At 60.7% G+C, this 16,425-nt stretch carries 16 protein-coding genes; 6 read left to right on the plus strand and 10 right to left on the minus strand.

Going from position 1 to position 16,425, the window contains the following annotated elements; all coding sequences use genetic code 11:
- The first annotated feature begins 58 nt into the window (after window positions 1-58).
- Both CUR33_RS17185 and CUR33_RS17190 read left to right on the plus strand, forming a co-directional pair.
- Entirely contained in the window at window positions 59-472 is a 414-nt protein-coding gene (locus CUR33_RS17185; protein WP_289240399.1) for a hypothetical protein, read from the plus strand.
- Between the two features lie 82 nt (window positions 473-554).
- Window positions 555-1,058 (plus strand): cupredoxin domain-containing protein, encoded by a 504-nt coding sequence (locus CUR33_RS17190; protein ID WP_448703187.1) that lies wholly within the window; start codon window positions 555-557, stop codon window positions 1,056-1,058.
- Window positions 1,059-1,127: 69 nt separating this feature from the next.
- Here the strand turns inward: CUR33_RS17190 and CUR33_RS17195 are convergent, their stop codons facing one another.
- A complete protein-coding gene (locus tag CUR33_RS17195) occupies window positions 1,128-1,499 on the minus strand; it encodes a glutaredoxin family protein (RefSeq protein ID WP_090247853.1) in 372 nt (123 codons plus the stop codon).
- Between the two features lie 134 nt (window positions 1,500-1,633).
- On the opposite strand from CUR33_RS17195, the gene CUR33_RS17200 reads away from it, so the two are divergent.
- Entirely contained in the window at window positions 1,634-1,870 is a 237-nt protein-coding gene (locus CUR33_RS17200; protein ID WP_090247851.1) for a DUF3820 family protein, read from the plus strand.
- A gap of 130 nt (window positions 1,871-2,000) precedes the next feature.
- Here CUR33_RS17200 and CUR33_RS17205 read toward each other — a convergent pair whose 3' ends face one another.
- From CUR33_RS17205 to nhaD, 6 genes are all read right to left on the minus strand, one after another.
- Window positions 2,001-3,596, minus strand: a complete 1,596-nt coding sequence (locus tag CUR33_RS17205) for a malate:quinone oxidoreductase (RefSeq protein ID WP_090247850.1) — start codon at window positions 3,594-3,596, stop codon at window positions 2,001-2,003.
- Between the two features lie 399 nt (window positions 3,597-3,995).
- Window positions 3,996-4,544, minus strand: coding sequence for a GTP cyclohydrolase I FolE (folE, locus tag CUR33_RS17210; RefSeq protein ID WP_090247849.1), 549 nt, complete (start codon window positions 4,542-4,544; stop codon window positions 3,996-3,998).
- An 86-nt stretch (window positions 4,545-4,630) separates the two neighbouring features.
- A complete protein-coding gene (locus CUR33_RS17215) occupies window positions 4,631-5,188 on the minus strand; it encodes a Smr/MutS family protein (RefSeq protein WP_160084825.1) in 558 nt (185 codons plus the stop codon).
- A 310-nt stretch (window positions 5,189-5,498) separates the two neighbouring features.
- Window positions 5,499-5,819: an LPXTG cell wall anchor domain-containing protein gene (locus CUR33_RS17220; protein WP_090247847.1), complete on the minus strand. Its 321-nt coding sequence runs from the start codon at window positions 5,817-5,819 to the stop codon at window positions 5,499-5,501.
- 123 nt (window positions 5,820-5,942) lie between these two features.
- A complete protein-coding gene (locus tag CUR33_RS17225; RefSeq protein WP_090247845.1) occupies window positions 5,943-6,539 on the minus strand; it encodes a cysteine hydrolase family protein in 597 nt (198 codons plus the stop codon).
- Between the two features lie 319 nt (window positions 6,540-6,858).
- Window positions 6,859-8,088, minus strand: coding sequence for a sodium:proton antiporter NhaD (gene nhaD, locus CUR33_RS17230; RefSeq protein ID WP_289240401.1), 1,230 nt, complete (start codon window positions 8,086-8,088; stop codon window positions 6,859-6,861).
- Between the two features lie 268 nt (window positions 8,089-8,356).
- On the opposite strand from nhaD, the gene prmB reads away from it, so the two are divergent.
- A complete protein-coding gene (gene prmB, locus CUR33_RS17235) occupies window positions 8,357-9,289 on the plus strand; it encodes a 50S ribosomal protein L3 N(5)-glutamine methyltransferase (protein WP_289240402.1) in 933 nt (310 codons plus the stop codon).
- A gap of 10 nt (window positions 9,290-9,299) precedes the next feature.
- Here the strand turns inward: prmB and CUR33_RS17240 are convergent, their stop codons facing one another.
- Window positions 9,300-12,776 carry a hybrid sensor histidine kinase/response regulator gene (locus CUR33_RS17240; protein WP_289240403.1) on the minus strand — a complete coding sequence of 1,159 codons (3,477 nt, stop codon included), beginning with the start codon at window positions 12,774-12,776 and terminating at the stop codon, window positions 9,300-9,302.
- Window positions 12,777-13,018: 242 nt separating this feature from the next.
- Here CUR33_RS17240 and CUR33_RS17245 point away from each other — a divergent pair, with 242 nt between their 5' ends.
- Both CUR33_RS17245 and CUR33_RS17250 read left to right on the plus strand, forming a co-directional pair.
- Window positions 13,019-13,588 carry a GNAT family N-acetyltransferase gene (locus CUR33_RS17245; protein WP_090247839.1) on the plus strand — a complete coding sequence of 190 codons (570 nt, stop codon included), beginning with the start codon at window positions 13,019-13,021 and terminating at the stop codon, window positions 13,586-13,588.
- A 3-nt stretch (window positions 13,589-13,591) separates the two neighbouring features.
- Window positions 13,592-14,425, plus strand: coding sequence for a helix-turn-helix transcriptional regulator (locus CUR33_RS17250; protein WP_289240404.1), 834 nt, complete (start codon window positions 13,592-13,594; stop codon window positions 14,423-14,425).
- On the opposite strand, the gene CUR33_RS17255 is transcribed toward CUR33_RS17250, so the two are convergent.
- Entirely contained in the window at window positions 14,422-15,213 is a 792-nt protein-coding gene (locus CUR33_RS17255; RefSeq protein WP_170048933.1) for a hypothetical protein, read from the minus strand. The genes CUR33_RS17250 and CUR33_RS17255 overlap by 4 nt on opposite strands.
- A 64-nt stretch (window positions 15,214-15,277) precedes the next feature.
- Window positions 15,278-16,273, minus strand: coding sequence for an alpha/beta hydrolase family protein (locus CUR33_RS17260; protein ID WP_289240405.1), 996 nt, complete (start codon window positions 16,271-16,273; stop codon window positions 15,278-15,280).
- Window positions 16,274-16,425 lie beyond the last annotated feature (152 nt).

Below are 16,425 nucleotides of genomic sequence, written 5' to 3' on the forward strand. Positions count from 1 at the left end.
GCTGCTGTTGGGCGGATAATCCGCCTCCATATCTTTGCCTACGACAACATCCAACGCCATGCGCTCACTGCGAACTGCCCTGATTTGCATGCTGATGCTCGCCTTGCCAGCGCAGAGCATGGCCGCTCTCAGCATGCAGTTATGCGCGGTAGCCCAGCAGAGCGGGGCGATGGCCAAGGCTGATGCGCAAATGGCGACGCACCACCTGGGCGCGATGGCCACGGCTCAGCCGGCTAAGGCGTCTGCCCATGACCAACATCACGCTGGCGACAACTCCAGCAAGTCCCTGCCTGCCGCCGATAACAGCCTGTGCAGCCTTTGCGCATTCTGTGTCGGTGCGGTGGCCCTGAGCGCGGTAGTTGTCAGTAATTCTCCACTGCAAGCAGTCGAGCCGTCCCTGGTGCGACTGGATCAGTTTGTCGGCTTTATCAGCGAACCCCTTGAACGTCCGCCGCGGTTATTTCTCGTCTGAACACCGTGTTGTTGTGTGTGGCCAGCTCTGTGGCGCGGCCTGCTCACAGCGTTTATTCAGTTTTTATTCCGAGAAATTAACCATGAGTGCATCTTCAAATGCTGTTGTCTTGCTATTGAGTCTGGGCCTTCTGTTGGGCAGCGACGCTGTGTGGGCCACTGGCGAGCATCACGGCGGGCATCACGCGGCAGCACCGGCAAAGCAGCAGAAGGCCTGGGGGATTGCCGGCGAGCCGGAGCAGGTCAGTCGTACCATTGAAATCAGTATGAGTGATCAGATGCGTTTCAGCCCCGATCAGCTTGACGTCAAGCAGGGCGAAACCATCCGCTTTGTTCATCGTAACGAGGGGCAGGTCATGCACGAGTTCGTGCTCGGCACCCAGGCTGAGTTACAGGCGCATGCTGCGATGATGGCGACATCTGCGGGCATGCAGCATGAGTCAGCGGATATGACGCATGTGGCACCGGGGCAGCGCGAGGAGGTTATCTGGACCTTCAACCGTGTCGGTGAATTCGACTTTGCCTGCCTGATTCCCGGCCACTACCAGGCCGGAATGGTCGGCAAGGTACGAGTGCTGGTGAACTGAATGGCTGGGCTGAGTGATCAGCTATAGCGCTGAAACAACCGGGGCCGCTAAGCGGCCCCGGTTGTTTTTTCAAACTGCAGCGAAGCGCTCATCGAGATAAGCGATGATCGCTTTGGACTCGTACAGCCAGGTGCTCTGGCCGTTTTCTTCGATGCGCAGGCACGGCACCTTGATCTTGCCGCCTTGTTGCTCCAGCTCACTACGTGCCTGGGCGTCGTTCTTGGCGTCGCGCAGGGCCACTGGCACATTCAGCTTGTGCAGGGTGCGGCGGGTTTTTACGCAGAACGGGCAGGCGTGGAACTGGTACAGCGCGAGGTTGCTGGCGCTTTGCTCGACCGCAGCCTGAGCTTCTGGGGTGCGTTTAAGCTTGGCCGGACGGCTGATCCAGTCGAGGAATATGATCAACTGGCCGAGGCCAATGCGCAGTGCCTTGATAATCATGCGGGGGCAAACCTTGGGTAGCTAGATACGGGCGCGCAGCTTACCCGAGTTTGCTGCGATTGGCCCGGTGCTGGCCGTGCTCCCGGTCGAACGGCATAATTTGCGCTCGATTGCCTGACCCTGCTGAGCCTGCGATGAAACCCGAAGACCTGTTGTTGCTGGTGACCCGCGAAATGCCGTTCGGTAAATACAAAGGCCGTTTGCTCGCCGATCTGCCGGGTAACTACCTCAACTGGTTTGCCCGTGAAGGTTTCCCCCAGGGTGAAATCGGCCGGCTGCTGGCGCTGATGCAGGAGATCGACCACAACGGCCTGTCGGGTCTGCTCGACCCTTTACGCACCAAGCCACGGGTGCCGTTCAAGGGCCAGTAGGCTTTTCACAGCGCAATAAAAAACCGGCTTGTGGCCGGTTTTTTATTGCGCGCCATCCATGGCCGCAGGGTGTGTCGCCGTAGCGACGGTAAACAGTGCTTCGGGCAATCTGCATTGCCCAGCAGGCGCTTTACTGCGCCTGGCTGACCTCTGGGGTGAGGGCCAGCGGTGGCACTTCAACGAACTCCAGTTGCAGGCGTTCGCTGCTCCAGGCGCGGGTCTGATTAGTCAGCGCCAGGTCGTCATTCAGCTTTTGGCCGTAGGACGGGATGATTTCTTTCAGCTTGGTTTGCCATTCTGGGCTCTGCATCTCGTCCTTGAAGGTCTTCTCCAGCACCGAGAGCATGATCGGTGCGGCGGTCGAGGCGCCTGGCGAGGCGCCGAGCAGCGCGGCGATGCTGCCATCAGCGGCGCTGACCACTTCGGTACCGAACTGCAGAATGCCGCCGTGTTCGGCGTCTTTCTTGATGATCTGTACGCGCTGACCCGCCTGGATCAGCTCCCAATCCTCCGATTTGGCATTGGGGAAGTACTCGCGTAGCGAATCCATGCGGTCTTCCTGGCTGAGCATCAGTTGGCCCATCAGGTAGGTGCTGAGCGAGAAATTATCGATGCCGGCGTGGGTCATCGGCAGGATGTTGTCGGTGGTCAGGGCGCTGAAGGTGTCGAGCAGCGAGCCGTTTTTCAGAAACTTGGTGGAGAAGGTGGCGAACGGTCCGAACAGCAGCACCTTCTGGCCCTCGATTACACGAGTGTCGAGGTGCGGCACTGACATCGGCGGCGAACCGACCGAAGCTTTGCCGTAGACCTTGGCCTGATGCTGCGCGACGATTTCCGGGTTGCTAGTGGCCAGGAACGAACCGCCGACCGGGAAGCCAGCATAGCCTTCGGCCTCGCTGATGCCGGACATCTGCAGCAGCTTCAGCGCGGCGCCGCCGGCGCCGATAAACACAAACTTGGCGTTGATGGTTTTCTCGGCACCGCCGTTGGCCAGGTCGGCCACCTGCACGTTCCAGGTGTTGTCGGCATTGCGCTCGATACCGCGCACTTCATGCTGCAGGTTGAGGCTGACGTTGTCCTGCTGGCTCAGCGAATCGAACAGCTGGCGGGTGATTTCGCCAAAGTTGACGTCGGTGCCGATCGAGACGCGGGTGGCTGCAAGCTTCTGCCCAGGCTCGCGGCCTTCCATCACCAGCGGTACCCACTGCTTGATCTGCTGCGGGTCTTCGGAATATTCCATGCCACGGAACAGCGAACTGGCCTGCAGGGCGGCATGGCGCTTCTTGAGGAACTCGACGTTGTCATCACCCCAAACAAAGCTCATATGCGGCACGTTGTTGATAAACGAAGGCGGATTGTTCAGCACCTTGCGTTCAACTTGATAGGCCCAGAACTGTTTGGAAATCTCGAAGGATTCGTTGATTGCCACCGCCTTGCTGATATCGATGCTGCCATCGGCCAGCTCGGGGGTGTAGTTCAGCTCGCAGAAGGCCGAGTGGCCGGTGCCGGCGTTGTTCCAAGCATTGGAGCTTTCATCGGCGACGCGGTCGAGGCGTTCGTAAATGTCGATGCTCCAGCCGGGCTCCAGTTCATTGAGGTAGGTGCCCAGGCTGGCACTCATGATGCCGCCGCCAATCAGCAGAACATCCACGGATTTTTCCGGCTCGGGGTGCTTGGCGCAGCCGATCACGCTCAGGCACAGCAGGGTCAATAGGAGCTTTTTCATTAAACCAACCATTTCAATCGGTGAAGTCAAAGTGACGACCTGCGCCGACACGGGATCAGGCGTGTGGCAATAGCGTGCTGGCCCGTCGGCGAGCGACAGGCGCGGGGCAGGGTGTGCAGGGCGTCGTGTGCATAACGGCAGCTGTCCAAGGCGTGGCGACTGGCGTTGCCTGGGGCTGACTAATAGCAATTGGCAAGAAGCATGCCCGCCACTGCAAAGCGTTGGACTGCGGCGCGCTGCCGCAGTTGCACTGGGTTGATCGACGGCTCTAGGTGGCGTGATCTCGCCATGCTCGGGCGGATTTATTGCGACTTTTGGCGGAATCTCGCCGCTTGCTTTGAGGATGTGCAGGCAGAAAAAAACCGGCGTGGGGCCGGTTTCTTCTGACTCAGAGCTTGATCAGTTATTGATCAGGCTGAGGAACTCACTGCGTGTGGCGGCGTTTTCACGGAACTCGCCGAGCATCACCGAGGTGACCATGGAGGAATTCTGCTTCTCCACGCCGCGCATCATCATGCACATGTGCTGCGCTTCGATCACCACTGCAACGCCGAGGGCGCCGGTGACCTGCTGGATGGCTTCGGCGATCTGCCGGCTGAGGTTTTCCTGGATCTGCAGGCGGCGTGCATACATATCGACGATGCGGGCGACTTTCGACAGGCCGAGCACCTTGCCGTTGGGGATATAGGCGACATGGGCCTTGCCGATAAAAGGCAGCAGGTGGTGTTCACACAGCGAGTACAGCTCGATGTTCTTCACCAGCACCATTTCGCTGTTGTCGGAGCTGAACAGCGCGCCGTTGGTGACTTCTTCGAGCGTTTGCTGATAGCCCTTGCACAGGTACTGCATGGCTTTGGCGGCGCGCTTGGGCGTGTCGAGCAGGCCTTCGCGGGATACGTCTTCGCCAAGTTGGCCAAGGATCTCGGTGTATTGCTGTTCCAGGGACATGGACAATCTCGTAGGTCTTTCTGAAGGGCGCAGGTTAGGCCGCGAGGGTCGGGCTGGCAAGTGCGCAGGCCGCCAGCCGCAGGGGCTTATTCGTCGCGGCCATCCATCATGGTGCGCTTGAGCATCACATACACCGCACCGGTGCCGCCATGTTTGGCCAGGCAGGAGGTGAAACCGAGCACTTGTGGGTGTTGGCGCAGCCAGGTGTTGACGTGGCTTTTGATCATCGGTTTGCGGCCGTCCATGCGCACCGCCTTGCCGTGGGTAATGCGCACGCAGCGCACCTCCAGTTTGTTGGCCTCGGCGATAAATTCCCACAGGGTGTCGCGGGCTTTTTCCACGCTCATGCCGTGCAGGTCAAGGCTGCCTTCGAAGCTGATCTGGCCCAGTTTGAGCTTGCGCATCTGGCCGTCCTGCACGCCGTTGCCGGCCCAGTACAGCGGGTCTTCGGCGCCGACGTCGATCACGAACTGGTCGGACAGGCCGTCGACCTTGATTGAATCCACGCGCGCCGTAGCAGCCTGGCGCAGGGTGGCCAGCTGGGCGCGGTTGGGTTTTGGTTTGCCGGTGTCGGCGCGGTCATGCTTGATTGGTTTGACGCCGCGCAACTCGGCTTTGAATAGGGAAAAATCGTCGTCTTGCATTTAGGGTCTGTTACCGTTTTGTCGTGGCTGCGCCGGAGCCTTTTTTAGCGCGAGGCAAGGCACGAGACGCGAAGTTTGGTGTTCCAAATGAGTGTCGAGAAACGCAGTATCGCGCTAAAACAGGCCCGGCCCTTCGGGTTGCACGAAAAATCTCGCCATGCGGTGTTGGAGGTCTTGGCAAGGGAGCGACCATTACCTGCGTCCTCCGCCTAGCCTGGCGAGATTTTACGCGGCAACGCGGCTCGCGACAAAACGGTAACAGACCCTAGATATCCGCGAAGGCCGTTAGTGTAACCAAGCTGCCCGGCACTCAGTCGCGCTTTTTCATCAGATGTGGGGCCATGCTTAGGTCGCTGGGACGGCGCAGGCGGCGTCGGCAGCGGCGCCAGAGCAGCACGCCGAAGGTCAGCAACAGCAGCCCGATCACGACAAAAACGCTGGCGGCGGCTGGCGATTCGTTCAGTGGGCCGAGCGCAGCAGGTTGGCCGAGCAGGGTGGCGATTCCTGCCATGCTCAGCAGTATGCCGAATGTGGCAAACAACGCTGCTAGGCCAGCGCCCAGGCGCAGGCGCCAGTTGCTGGCATTGCGCGGGCGCAGGCGGCGTGCATCAAAACCATCGGCGTGTTTCATTCCGATTTCCTCATGCCAAGTTCCTCGGTGGCTATCGGCGGTATGACCGGCCCGGGCTGGCGGGGTTCAACTTCGCCGTTCAGCCGCTGTGCACGTTGCGAACTGCTGCGCGCTGGCGGTGAATCAGATCAGCGCACTGGCGCGCGGCACCACGGCGGCGAAATTGTCGCCCAGGGCGATCATCTCGGCACGGTGCATGTCGGCCGCGCTGATGACGTGGCCGTCTGGGGTTGGCAGGTCACGGGTGGCGCAGGCGGCATCGACTACGGTGCAGCGGTAACCATAGTCCTTGGTGGCGCGCACGGTGGTGCTGATGCTCGAATGAGTCATAAAGCCGCAGACGATCAGGTCCAGATGCCCCAAGGCCTGCAGGCGCTCGTGCAAGTCGGTGCCGTTAAAGGCGTTGGGCATGCGTTTCTCAATGACCAGCTCCCCCGGCAGCGGAGCAGCTTCCGGCAGGTGATGGCCACGTGGGCCGCGTGGGTCGAGCAGGCCGTCAGGAATACCTAGGTGTTTGACGTGAACAATGGCACTGCCTTGTGCGCGAGCGGCTGCGAGCAGTTTGGCGATTTCTTCCAACGCGGCATCCAGTCCTGGGAGTTGCAACACGCCGCTGCGGTATTCCTCTTGCGCATCGATGATCAGCAAGGTCGCATTGCTCAGGCTGGCGGGGGCATGGCCGCGGCCAGTGAGGGCGAACATGGTTTTAGGGGCGGACATGGCAGGAACTCCAGGCTGGCATGGACAGTGGGTCTATTGTCCGCCTGTGCTGCGCTGCTGTGAACCTTTGTGGTCGATGATCTTGCGTGCTGCTTATACGGCGAGCAGAATCGAGGGGCCGCCGAGGAACGGCTATTTCAAGCAAAGGAGCTGCAATATGAGCCTGATTGCACTGTTTTCCGAACATTTCTGGCTGTTGTTTGCCGTGGCGATTTCCATCGCTGTACTGCGCGAATTGCACCTTAAACGAGACTAATGGTGGTGTGCGCCAACGCCGCATTCATCGACAAACGCCAGGGCATGCCCTGGCGCTTTCGTTTTAGTAGAGGCCAAACAGTTCGAACTGCAGGTACCAGATACCCAGCGAGCCGAAGAAATTGACCAGAATGGCCGGCAGAAACTTCAGGTGCACGGCGAAGCTGTAGGTCTTGTCCAGCGACATCGCCATGACTCCCGCAGCGGAGCCGACCACCGTCAGCGAGCCGCCAATCCCCACCATCAGCGCATTCAGCGCCCATTGATTGAGGCCCATTTGCGGGTTGGACATCAGCGCAGCCGCTTCCACAGGCACGTTGTCCATAACACCGGACGCGACCCCGAGCACCACGTTAACGGCGGTGGGGTGCATCACTTCAAACAGCTGCGAGATATATGACAACCAGCCGACGTGGTTAAGGCAGGCCACTGAAGTGATGATGCCGATAAAGAACAGCAGCGCGTTCCACTCGACCTTTTGCAGTTGATCCTGCCACGGCAATTCAATGCCGCGGCGCATCAGCAGCCAGGCATACAGGGCGACGCTCCCCAGGCCGATGCCTATGGCAAACTCGATGCTGACTTTCAGCACGATATTGCACAGCACCGCGCCAAATACGGCGAAGAAACCGACTATCGCCAGGCCTGCGCCGCCGGGTTTGAGTGCGGATTCGGCCTGGTCAGCCACTTGAATCAAGTCCTGGCCAGTGAGTTTGCGCAGGTAAAAGAAATGCAGGGTCGCGGCAAACAGCAACCAGCCGATCAAGGCGGAGGGGATCAGCAACAGCAGGCCGGCGATGCTGATCTTACCGGCCAGCACCACCATCAGGCTGGTCGAGGTGCCAAGGAACCACACCCCGGAGTTGGAGGCGACCACGATGTTGCACAGCGAGATATGGGTATAGCGCTGATTGGTTGAGATGTTTTTTACCGTCTTGCCGAAGATCATTGCGGTGGTGATGTTGTTGAGAAATGGTGAGAGCAGCGCCGACAGCGCGCCTGTGGCCCAGAACATAGCGCGCGCACCGAGGCCTTTGCGCATCAGGTAGCCATTGAGTGCAGTGAAGACGTTCCTCTCGTTGAGCAGCTCGACCACCATCCACATAAACGCCATAAAGGCGATCAGGCCGAACAGTTCTTCCTTGATCTCGCTCTGCGCATGCAGAAAGAACTGAAAACCATTGGGGTCGTAAAGCGCGTAGTGGGCACCGATAACGACCAAGCCGGACATCATGAACATCGCCGGCTTGAACTTATCCATCTCCAGTTGTGCTTCAAAAACGATTAGCGTCATGCCAATCAAAAATATCGCCAGCACGAGCAAGCCCGTGATCGAGAACGGATCTATGACCATTTTTAGGAATGTCTTGAGAAGGGAGGGGAAGGGTTTGGAATTGGTAACAAAATTATACTGATGCGCATGAGGCTTGGGCAGGCCTACTTTGTGACTGTGGCGGCCTATCTAGTCAGTAATGCGTCGCGTAGCTTAACTAGCGCTACACCCGGCGCGGGTGGGCGCGTCAGGCTGCTAGAATGGCGCACTTTTTTTGTGGAGAGCTGCCGTGACTGACGCTACACCTGCCTACCCAACCCGCCTGCGTACCGTGCGTGACTACATTCGCTGGGCAGTCAGTCGGTTTCATGGCGAGGAGCTGTTCTTCGGCCACGGCACCGACAATGCCTGGGATGAAGCCCGTCAGCTGGTGCTCGGTGCCCTGCACCTGCCTTACGAAATTGCCGACAGCTACCTCGATTGCCGCCTGGAAGACGCCGAACATGCGCACCTGCATGCTTTGCTCGCACGGCGCATCGATGAGCGCGTACCGACCGCATACCTGCTGGGTGAGGCCTGGTTCTGCGGCATGCCGTTCATTGTTGATGAGCGTGTGCTGATTCCACGCTCACCGATTGGCGAGTTGATCGAGCAGCACTTCGAGCCCTGGCTGGCGATGGAACCGGCGCGGATTCTCGATTTGTGCACCGGCTCGGGCTGCATTGGCATTGCCTGTGCCTACGAGTTTCCCGAGGCCGAAGTGGTGCTGGGTGATCTGTCGTTTGAGGCGCTGGAAGTGGCCAATCAGAACATCGAGCGCCACGGCCTTGAGGAACGTGTGTACACCGTGCAGGGCGACGGTTTTGCTGAGCTGCCGGGCCAGCGTTTTGACCTGATCGTATCCAACCCGCCTTATGTGGATACCGAGGATTTCGCCGATATGCCGGCCGAATACCAGCACGAGCCTGAGCTGGGCCTGGCCTGCGGCGACGATGGCCTGGACCTGGTGCGGCGCATGCTCGCCGAGGCGGCGGATCATCTGACCGAAAAGGGCGTGCTGATTATCGAAGTCGGCAATAGTCAGGTGCATGTCGAGGCGCTGTACCCGGAAGTCGATTTCACCTGGCTGGAATTTGAGCGTGGCGGTCACGGCGTATTCCTGCTCGCTGCTGCGCAATGCCGTGAGCATCAGGCGCTGTTTCGTCAGCGCCTGCTAGGTTAAGAACCGGTTCTCAGCGCAGCGCTAGATGGCGGCTGAGCAGGGCGCGCAAAGCGGCCGGTTTGACTGGCTTGGGCAGGTAATCCAGGCCGGCGGCATGCACCTGAGCGATCAGCTCGGGGCGACCGTCGGCGCTGATTACCACACCCGGTAGCGGCTCGCCCAAGCGCGTGCGCAGCCAGGCCATCAGCTCGGTGCCGGTTTCGCCGTCATCCAAGTGGTAGTCCACCAGTGCCAGCTGCGGCCGCACGTTTTCACTCAGCAGGTGCTCGCACTCCAAGCGATTGCGTGCCGTCCACACCTGACACCCCCAACGTGACAGCAGGCTGTGCATGCCGGCGAGGATGCTGTCCTCGTTGTCGATACACAGCACCTGGATGCCGGCCAGTGCTTGTCCATTCTGCTCGGGTTGGCTGAGTAGCGCCGGCGGTTCGGCGTGCAAGGCCAGGGGAATGGTGACGCTGAATACGCTGCCTTTGCCTGGCCAAGAGCGTACTTCCAGCTGATGACCGAGCACTCGGCACAGGCCGTCAGCAATCGCCAGGCCCAGCCCCAGGCCTTTTTCAGCGCGGGTTTGGTGGCTGTCCAGGCGTTTGAATTCCTCGAAAATCACTTTGCGTTTGTCTTCCGGTATTCCCGGTCCGCGGTCCCATACTTCCAAACGCAGCTGCTGGCCCTTGCGGCGCACACCGAGCAGTACACGGCCCTTGGCGTAGCGGAAGGCGTTGGTCAGGAAGTTCTGCAGGATGCGCCGCAGCAGTTTGATATCGCTGTCGACCCGCAGGCGGCTGCCGCGCAGGCGGAAGTCCACGCCGTGTTCGGCAGCCAGCACCCTGAACTCGGCACCCAGGGTGTCGAACAAATTATTCAGCACAAAGGCATGACGGTCCGGAGTGATGCGGCCGTTTTCCAGGCGCGAGATGTCCAGCAGGTCGCTGATCAGGTCCTCGGCCGAGCGCAATGAGCTGTCCAGATGGCGCACCAGTTCACGGGCATCGGCGGGCAGGGCGTCGTCCTGATGGGACAGGGCGGCGGAGAACAACCGCGCAGCATTCAACGGCTGCATCAGATCATGGCTGACGGCGGCCAGAAAGCGGGTTTTCGACTGGTTGGCGGCTTCGGCTACGCCCTTGGCTTCGGTCAGCGCTTGGTTCAGTTGTGACAGCTCCTGGGTGCGCTCGCTGACGCGTTGTTCCAGGCCCTCGTTGGCGTCTTTCAGTGCGCGCTCGGCTTCACGGAACTCGGTGATATCAGTGAAACTCATGACAAAACCGCCGCCAGGCATGGGGTTGCCGATCAGCTCGATCACCCGGCCGTTGGGGAACAGTCGCTCTGAAGTGTGCGCCGTGCCCTGGCGCATCCAGTACAGGCGTTTGCTGACGTGCTCCTCGATATCACCGCCGCCGAGCAGGCCGCGTTCGGCGTTGAAGCGGATCAGTTCAGCCACCGGGCGGCCGACATACACCTGGCCCTCGGGGTAATTGAACAGCTCTATATAACGGTGGTTCCAGGCCACCAGGCGCAGCGATTGGTCGACCACGCTGATGCCCTGGGTGATGTTCTCGATGGCGCCTTGCAGCAGTGCGCGGTTGAACTGCAGCACTTCCGAGGCTTCGTCGACGATGCGCACCACATCCTCGACCTGCATCTCGCGGCCTTCGATGGCCGCCTTGACCACCGCGCGGGTCGATGAGGCACCGAGCACACCGGCCAGCAGGCGTTCGGTGTGGGCGATCCATTCACTGTTGGCGGTCTGGTTGGGGTCGAAGCCTTTGCCCTGGCGGTAGGCAAAGCGCATAAAGCTTTGCCGCGCGCGGTCTTCACCGACAAAACGGTTGGCCAGCAGCAACAGGTCGCCGACCTGCACCGCGAGCATGCTGCGGTTACTCGGTTTGTTGCCCAGGTCATGGCCGATAAAGCGCCCGGCCTGCCAATGCTCGGCCACCCGGGTGCGCGAGAAGTAGGAGACCCAGGCAAACAGCAGGAAGTTGCCGGCCAGGGATAGCACCACCCCACGGGTCAGCGGGTCGACCTGAAAACCAATCGGCCCGTACAGCAAGGTGTGTATGCCCGGTAAGGCATCCACCGGCCAGCCCAGGCTGCGCGATACCAGCGGCATGACTAGGGTGTAGAACCAGATCAGCGCGCCCACGAACAGCCCGGCGAATACGCCCTGGCGGTTGGCCTGCTTCCATACCAGTGCGCCGAACATCGCTGGGGCTAGCTGGCCGATGGCTGCGAAGGAGACCTGACCGATGGTTGCCAGGCTGGCGTTGGAACCGAGCAGTCGGTAGCACACATAGGCCAATAGCAGAATCACCACGATGCTTACCCGTCGCGCGGTGAGCATCCAGTAACGGAAGGCTTCAAAGGGCCGCTCAGTGTTCTGCCGGCGCAGCAGCCAAGGCAGCAGCATGTCGTTGGAAATCATCGTCGACAGCGCCACTGACGCGACAATTACCATGCCGGTGGCCGCCGACGCGCCGCCGATAAAGGCCAGCATGGCCAGCGCCGGATGGGCTTCGGCCAGCGGCAGGCTGATCACGAAGGAGTCGGGGGTGATACCGGCCGGCAGCAGCATCTGCCCGGCCAAGGCAATGGGCACCACAAACAACGCGGCGAGTATCAGGTAGGCGGGGAACACCCAGCGCGCCAGGCGCAGATCCTTGGGCTCGATGTTTTCCACCACTGCCACATGAAACTGACGCGGCAGGGCGATGATGGCGATCATCGCCAGCCCCGTCTGGGTCATCATCGCCGGCCAGTTCACGGTTTCTGCCCAGAAGCCCGCCAGTTCAGTGCTGGCTTTAGCCTGGCTGAACAAGTCGCCAAAACCGTTGTACAAGCCGTAAGTCACAAACGTGCCGACGGCGAGGAAGGCCAGCAGTTTGACCAGTGACTCGAAGGCAATTGCCAGGACCATGCCGCGGTGGTGTTCGGTGACATCCAGGTTGCGAGTGCCGAACAATATTGTGAACAGTGCCAGCACCAGTGAGACGATCAACGCGGTGTCCTGAGCGCCGGTGCCATTGGCGCCGGCGCCAGCGCCACTGAGCAGGTTGACCCCGAGCACGATGCCTTTGAGCTGCAAGGCGATATAGGGCAATACGCCCACCAGGCAAACCAGCGCCACTACTACAGCCAGCGTCTGGGATTTGCCGTAACGCGCGGCGATAAAGTCAGCAATCGAGGTGATGTTTTCCTGTTTGCTGATCATCACCATCTTCTGCAGCACCCAGGGGGTGAAGACCAGAACGATGATTGGGCCTAGATAAATCGGCAGGAATGACCACAGCTGCTCAGCGGCCTGGCCTACCGCGCCGAAAAACGTCCAGCTGGTGCAGTACACCGCCAGCGACAGGCTGTACACCCAGGCGCGAACCTTCGGATGCATGGGCGTGGCGCGGCGGTCGCCGTAGAAGGCGATGGCGAACAGAAGGGCCATGTAAATCAGCGCAACCGCGGCGATCAGCCCGCTAGACAGGGTCATGCAAACTCCGAAAACAAACTATAGGGGGCTGCCGGGGTCTTACCTGACAGCGCAGCGGCTGCCCAGAGCCTACCGCATCAGCGTCCACGGCAGATGATGGGTGTCAGTCTCGCAGCAAAGTCGCGATGCGTCAGGCACGACCAAGGTCGCACTGGCGTAGAACCTGTTGCTGTTGTGGATTGTGCACACGTGTTGGCCCTGTTAGCGTGTCGCGCCTGCGACTCTGTCCGAGGAGGGACCCTATGTTCAAGCCGCAACTGATTACCCTGCAACGTGGTGGTTTGCGCATCGAGCCAATGGTCGATGCCGATATCCCGGCTTTGATCAGCCTAGCCGAAGCCAATCGCCAAGAATTGATCTACATGAGTGGCAGCCTGCGATTGGACTGGTACCGCCTAGGGCTGCTTGATCAGCGCGAAGGGCGGGCCTTGCCCTTTGTGATTCGCCTGGGCGACCAGCTGGTGGGCACTACCCGTTTCGGCGACTTTATGAACAGCTTGCCCGCCGCGGAGATTGGCTGGACCTGGCTGGATCGCAGCCAGCACGGCACGGGCCTCAATACCACTATCAAGTACCTGATGCTCAAGCACGCTTTTGAGCACTGGGGGCTGGTCCGCGTTCAGCTAAAAACCGCTGCGAGCAACCTACGCGCGCAACGTGCCATCGAAAAGCTCGGCGCGCAGCGCGAAGGTCTGCTGCGAAACCACCGCCGCTTGGCCGACGGGCGTTTGGACGACAGCGTGTTGTACAGCATCACGGATCACGACTGGCCGGCGATCAAGCAGCAGCTGGAGGCGCGTTTCAGCGGTTGACTCATGGCGCAGGCACACAGCGAGCAGACACGGTTCTGGCAATCACGCGAGTTGGGCGGGGTAGAGCTGTTGCAGGCGCATTATGTTGAGCAGCGCTTTTCCCCGCATGTGCATGAAGGGTTTGTCTTTACCGTGATTGAACATGGTGCGCAGCGCTTTCGTCATCGCGGCAGCGATCATCTGGCGCCGGCCGGCAGCATGGTGCTGATCAACCCGGACGAGCTGCATACCGGCTCCAAAGCCCATGATCTGGGTTGGCATTACCGCGGTTTTTACCCGGACAATGCGCAGGTATGCGGCGTGCTCGCGGAGCTGGAATGCAGTCAGCAGGGTATGCCGTCATTCGCGCTCAGCGTGCTGCATGATCCACAGCTGCATCACCAGTTCGTCACCTTGCATCAACTACTGGACAGCCAGGCGTCGGCGCTGCAGCTGCAAACTGCCTGGCGTGAGGCGATTCTGCTGCTGTTTCAGCGTCATGCGCGTCTGCCTGAGGTCCTGGTACCGGGCCATGAGCCGCATGCGGTCAGCCGCGCCAAGGAATTACTCAGCAGCCAGCTGGCGTCGCCTCCTTCATTGGAGGAACTGGCGCAGGCAGTGGGCTTGTCGCCATTTCATTTCGCGCGCGTATTCCGCCGCGCCACCGGCCTGCCGCCGCATAGCTGGCTGATGCAGCGCCGCCTGGAACAGGCTCGGGCGTTATTAAGGAATGGCTGTGCGCCGCTGAGCGTGGCAATGCAGCTGGGGTTTGCCGACCAGAGCCATCTGAGCCGGCAGTTCAAACAGGTCTATGGCGTGGCGCCAGGGCAGTATCGCCAGGCACGCGCCATCCGTTAGCGCGTGGCAATCCAGATCAGCAACCCCGCCTGAAACACGCAGAAGGCCACCAGGCAGGTAATGGTGAAGCGCAGACCGTTGTCTTCGCGTTTGAAAACCTCAATGCGCTCTTCCAGTTTGCGTACTTTCACCTCTTGCTCGCGCAGGCTCTGGTCAGCCTGCTGCAGCATGCTGGCGGCGTCCAGTAATTCGACGATCTGCACTTTTTCCGTATGCCAGTCGCCATGCAGTGAGCTGACCCGTGGTGCGACGCAATGCGCCTTGATCTTCAGCGGGTCGAGGTACTCGACGACAAAGCCCTGGGCCTGCAGACAGTGGTCGCGCCGCGCACGGGCTTCTTCACTGAAGGCGTCCTTGCTGGGCAGCGTGGTGTTGGCCACTTGATAATGGGCGAAGTGCTGACGTGCCCAGCTAATCCCCTGTGCCAGCATAAAGCGCCCTAAACCTCGGTTTTCCGGCTGCACCTGCAGTGCGCTGTCGGGGCCGAAACTGAGCAGGCGTTGTTCGTGATCGGCCCAGACTTCGAGAATATTCTGCTCCTTGCGCACCCGCTGTCCGGGGAGCTGCAAGGTTAAACGCAGCAAACTGTGTTGCTTGCCCAGCCGCTCGACGCGGCCGAACTGGATAAAGCGCAAGGGGCGTGCGCCAGTGTGGCGGTCGGTGGGCAAGGCGGTCAGGCGCAAGAGGCGAAAGTGCTCGGGCGCAAGATCGGCCCACGGGTGGGCTTGCTCGACGACCTCCTGCGAAGCGGCGTCGGTATCGTTCTGTTGTTCTGGGTTGTCAGTCATACACGGCGATCCTGTGCGCGACATCTTCAGGTGTCGTCTGATGCGCTTATCGGCCGCCGCTCGGCTAACTGGAGGCTGGCTTTTTGCCGCTGCGCTGGATGAACTGGGCGATCTGCTCGCCCAGCCCCTGTGCCAACGGTAGCCGAGGATTGTCGTAGCTGGCCAGTTGCGCCGGTAAATCCAGCGCGCTGATGCGCAGCAGATGGTTCATCCCGGGGATGATCAGCAACTCGGCATCAGGCTTGGCCGCCTGCAAGGCATGGGCATCGGCGACACTGACCTGAATGTCGTGGCTGCCTTGGACGATCAGCGCCGGAATCTGCAGGCGAGCAAAGGCTTGACCGGGGTTCTGCCGCAGCAGCGAAATCAAATAGGGCTGCACACTGGGGCGAAACAGCACCTGCAGGTCTTTGGGTACTTGCGGGGTGAGTTGCCCGGCCATTAGGCGGTCAAGCAGGTGATTGCTCTGCGCCATGAGATGTGGGGGCAAGCGAGCGGCGAGTTGCTCACGCAATAACTGATCAATCGGCCGCGAGCTGCCGGCAATCGCCACCAGGGCATCGGCCTGGGCCTGTTCGGCCGCCAAGCTGGCAATCAGCGCACCTTCGCTGTGGCCGATGAGAATCAGTCGGTCAAACGCCGGATCAGTCCTGAGCAGCTGTGCCCAGCCCACGGCATCGCTGACATACCCCTCGACACTGAGGTCGCGTTCATCCGGGGTGGCGGCGCGGCTCGCGGCTACACCGCGTTTGTCATAGCGCAGGCTGGCGATGCCCTGTTTGGCCAGACTTTGCGCCAGGCGCTTGAGGCTGTCGCTCTGGCCGCCTTCGGGGTTGTTGCCGTCACGGTCGGTGGGGCCTGAGCCGGCAATCAGCAACGCCACGGCCACCGGCTTGGTGCTGCTGGGCTTGAGCAGCGTGCCATGCAGCGTACCTTGGCCGGTCTGCAGGCGCATGGGTTGCTGCACGCTGCTGTGTGCGGTGGTGGTGTGGGCGGCGTTGGGCGCGGCATTTAGCAGGGCGCTGCAGAGAAGAAGGGGCAACAGAAGAGCTCGGGTCATGGAAAAGAACTGCCGGGGGTGAGCATCTTGGACGTTTATCTGCCCTGAAGGTTCGAGGATGATCTGTGCGGACGCCACGGGTATACTCGCCGCCTTTATCCAAATGAGGCTTTGCGCCGGCTGGCGTAGCCTCGGAGCTGATTTTCGCGGAG

The organism is Pseudomonas sp. FEMGT703P, assembly GCF_002786345.1.
Classification (GTDB): Bacteria; Pseudomonadota; Gammaproteobacteria; order Pseudomonadales; family Pseudomonadaceae; genus Aquipseudomonas; species Aquipseudomonas peli.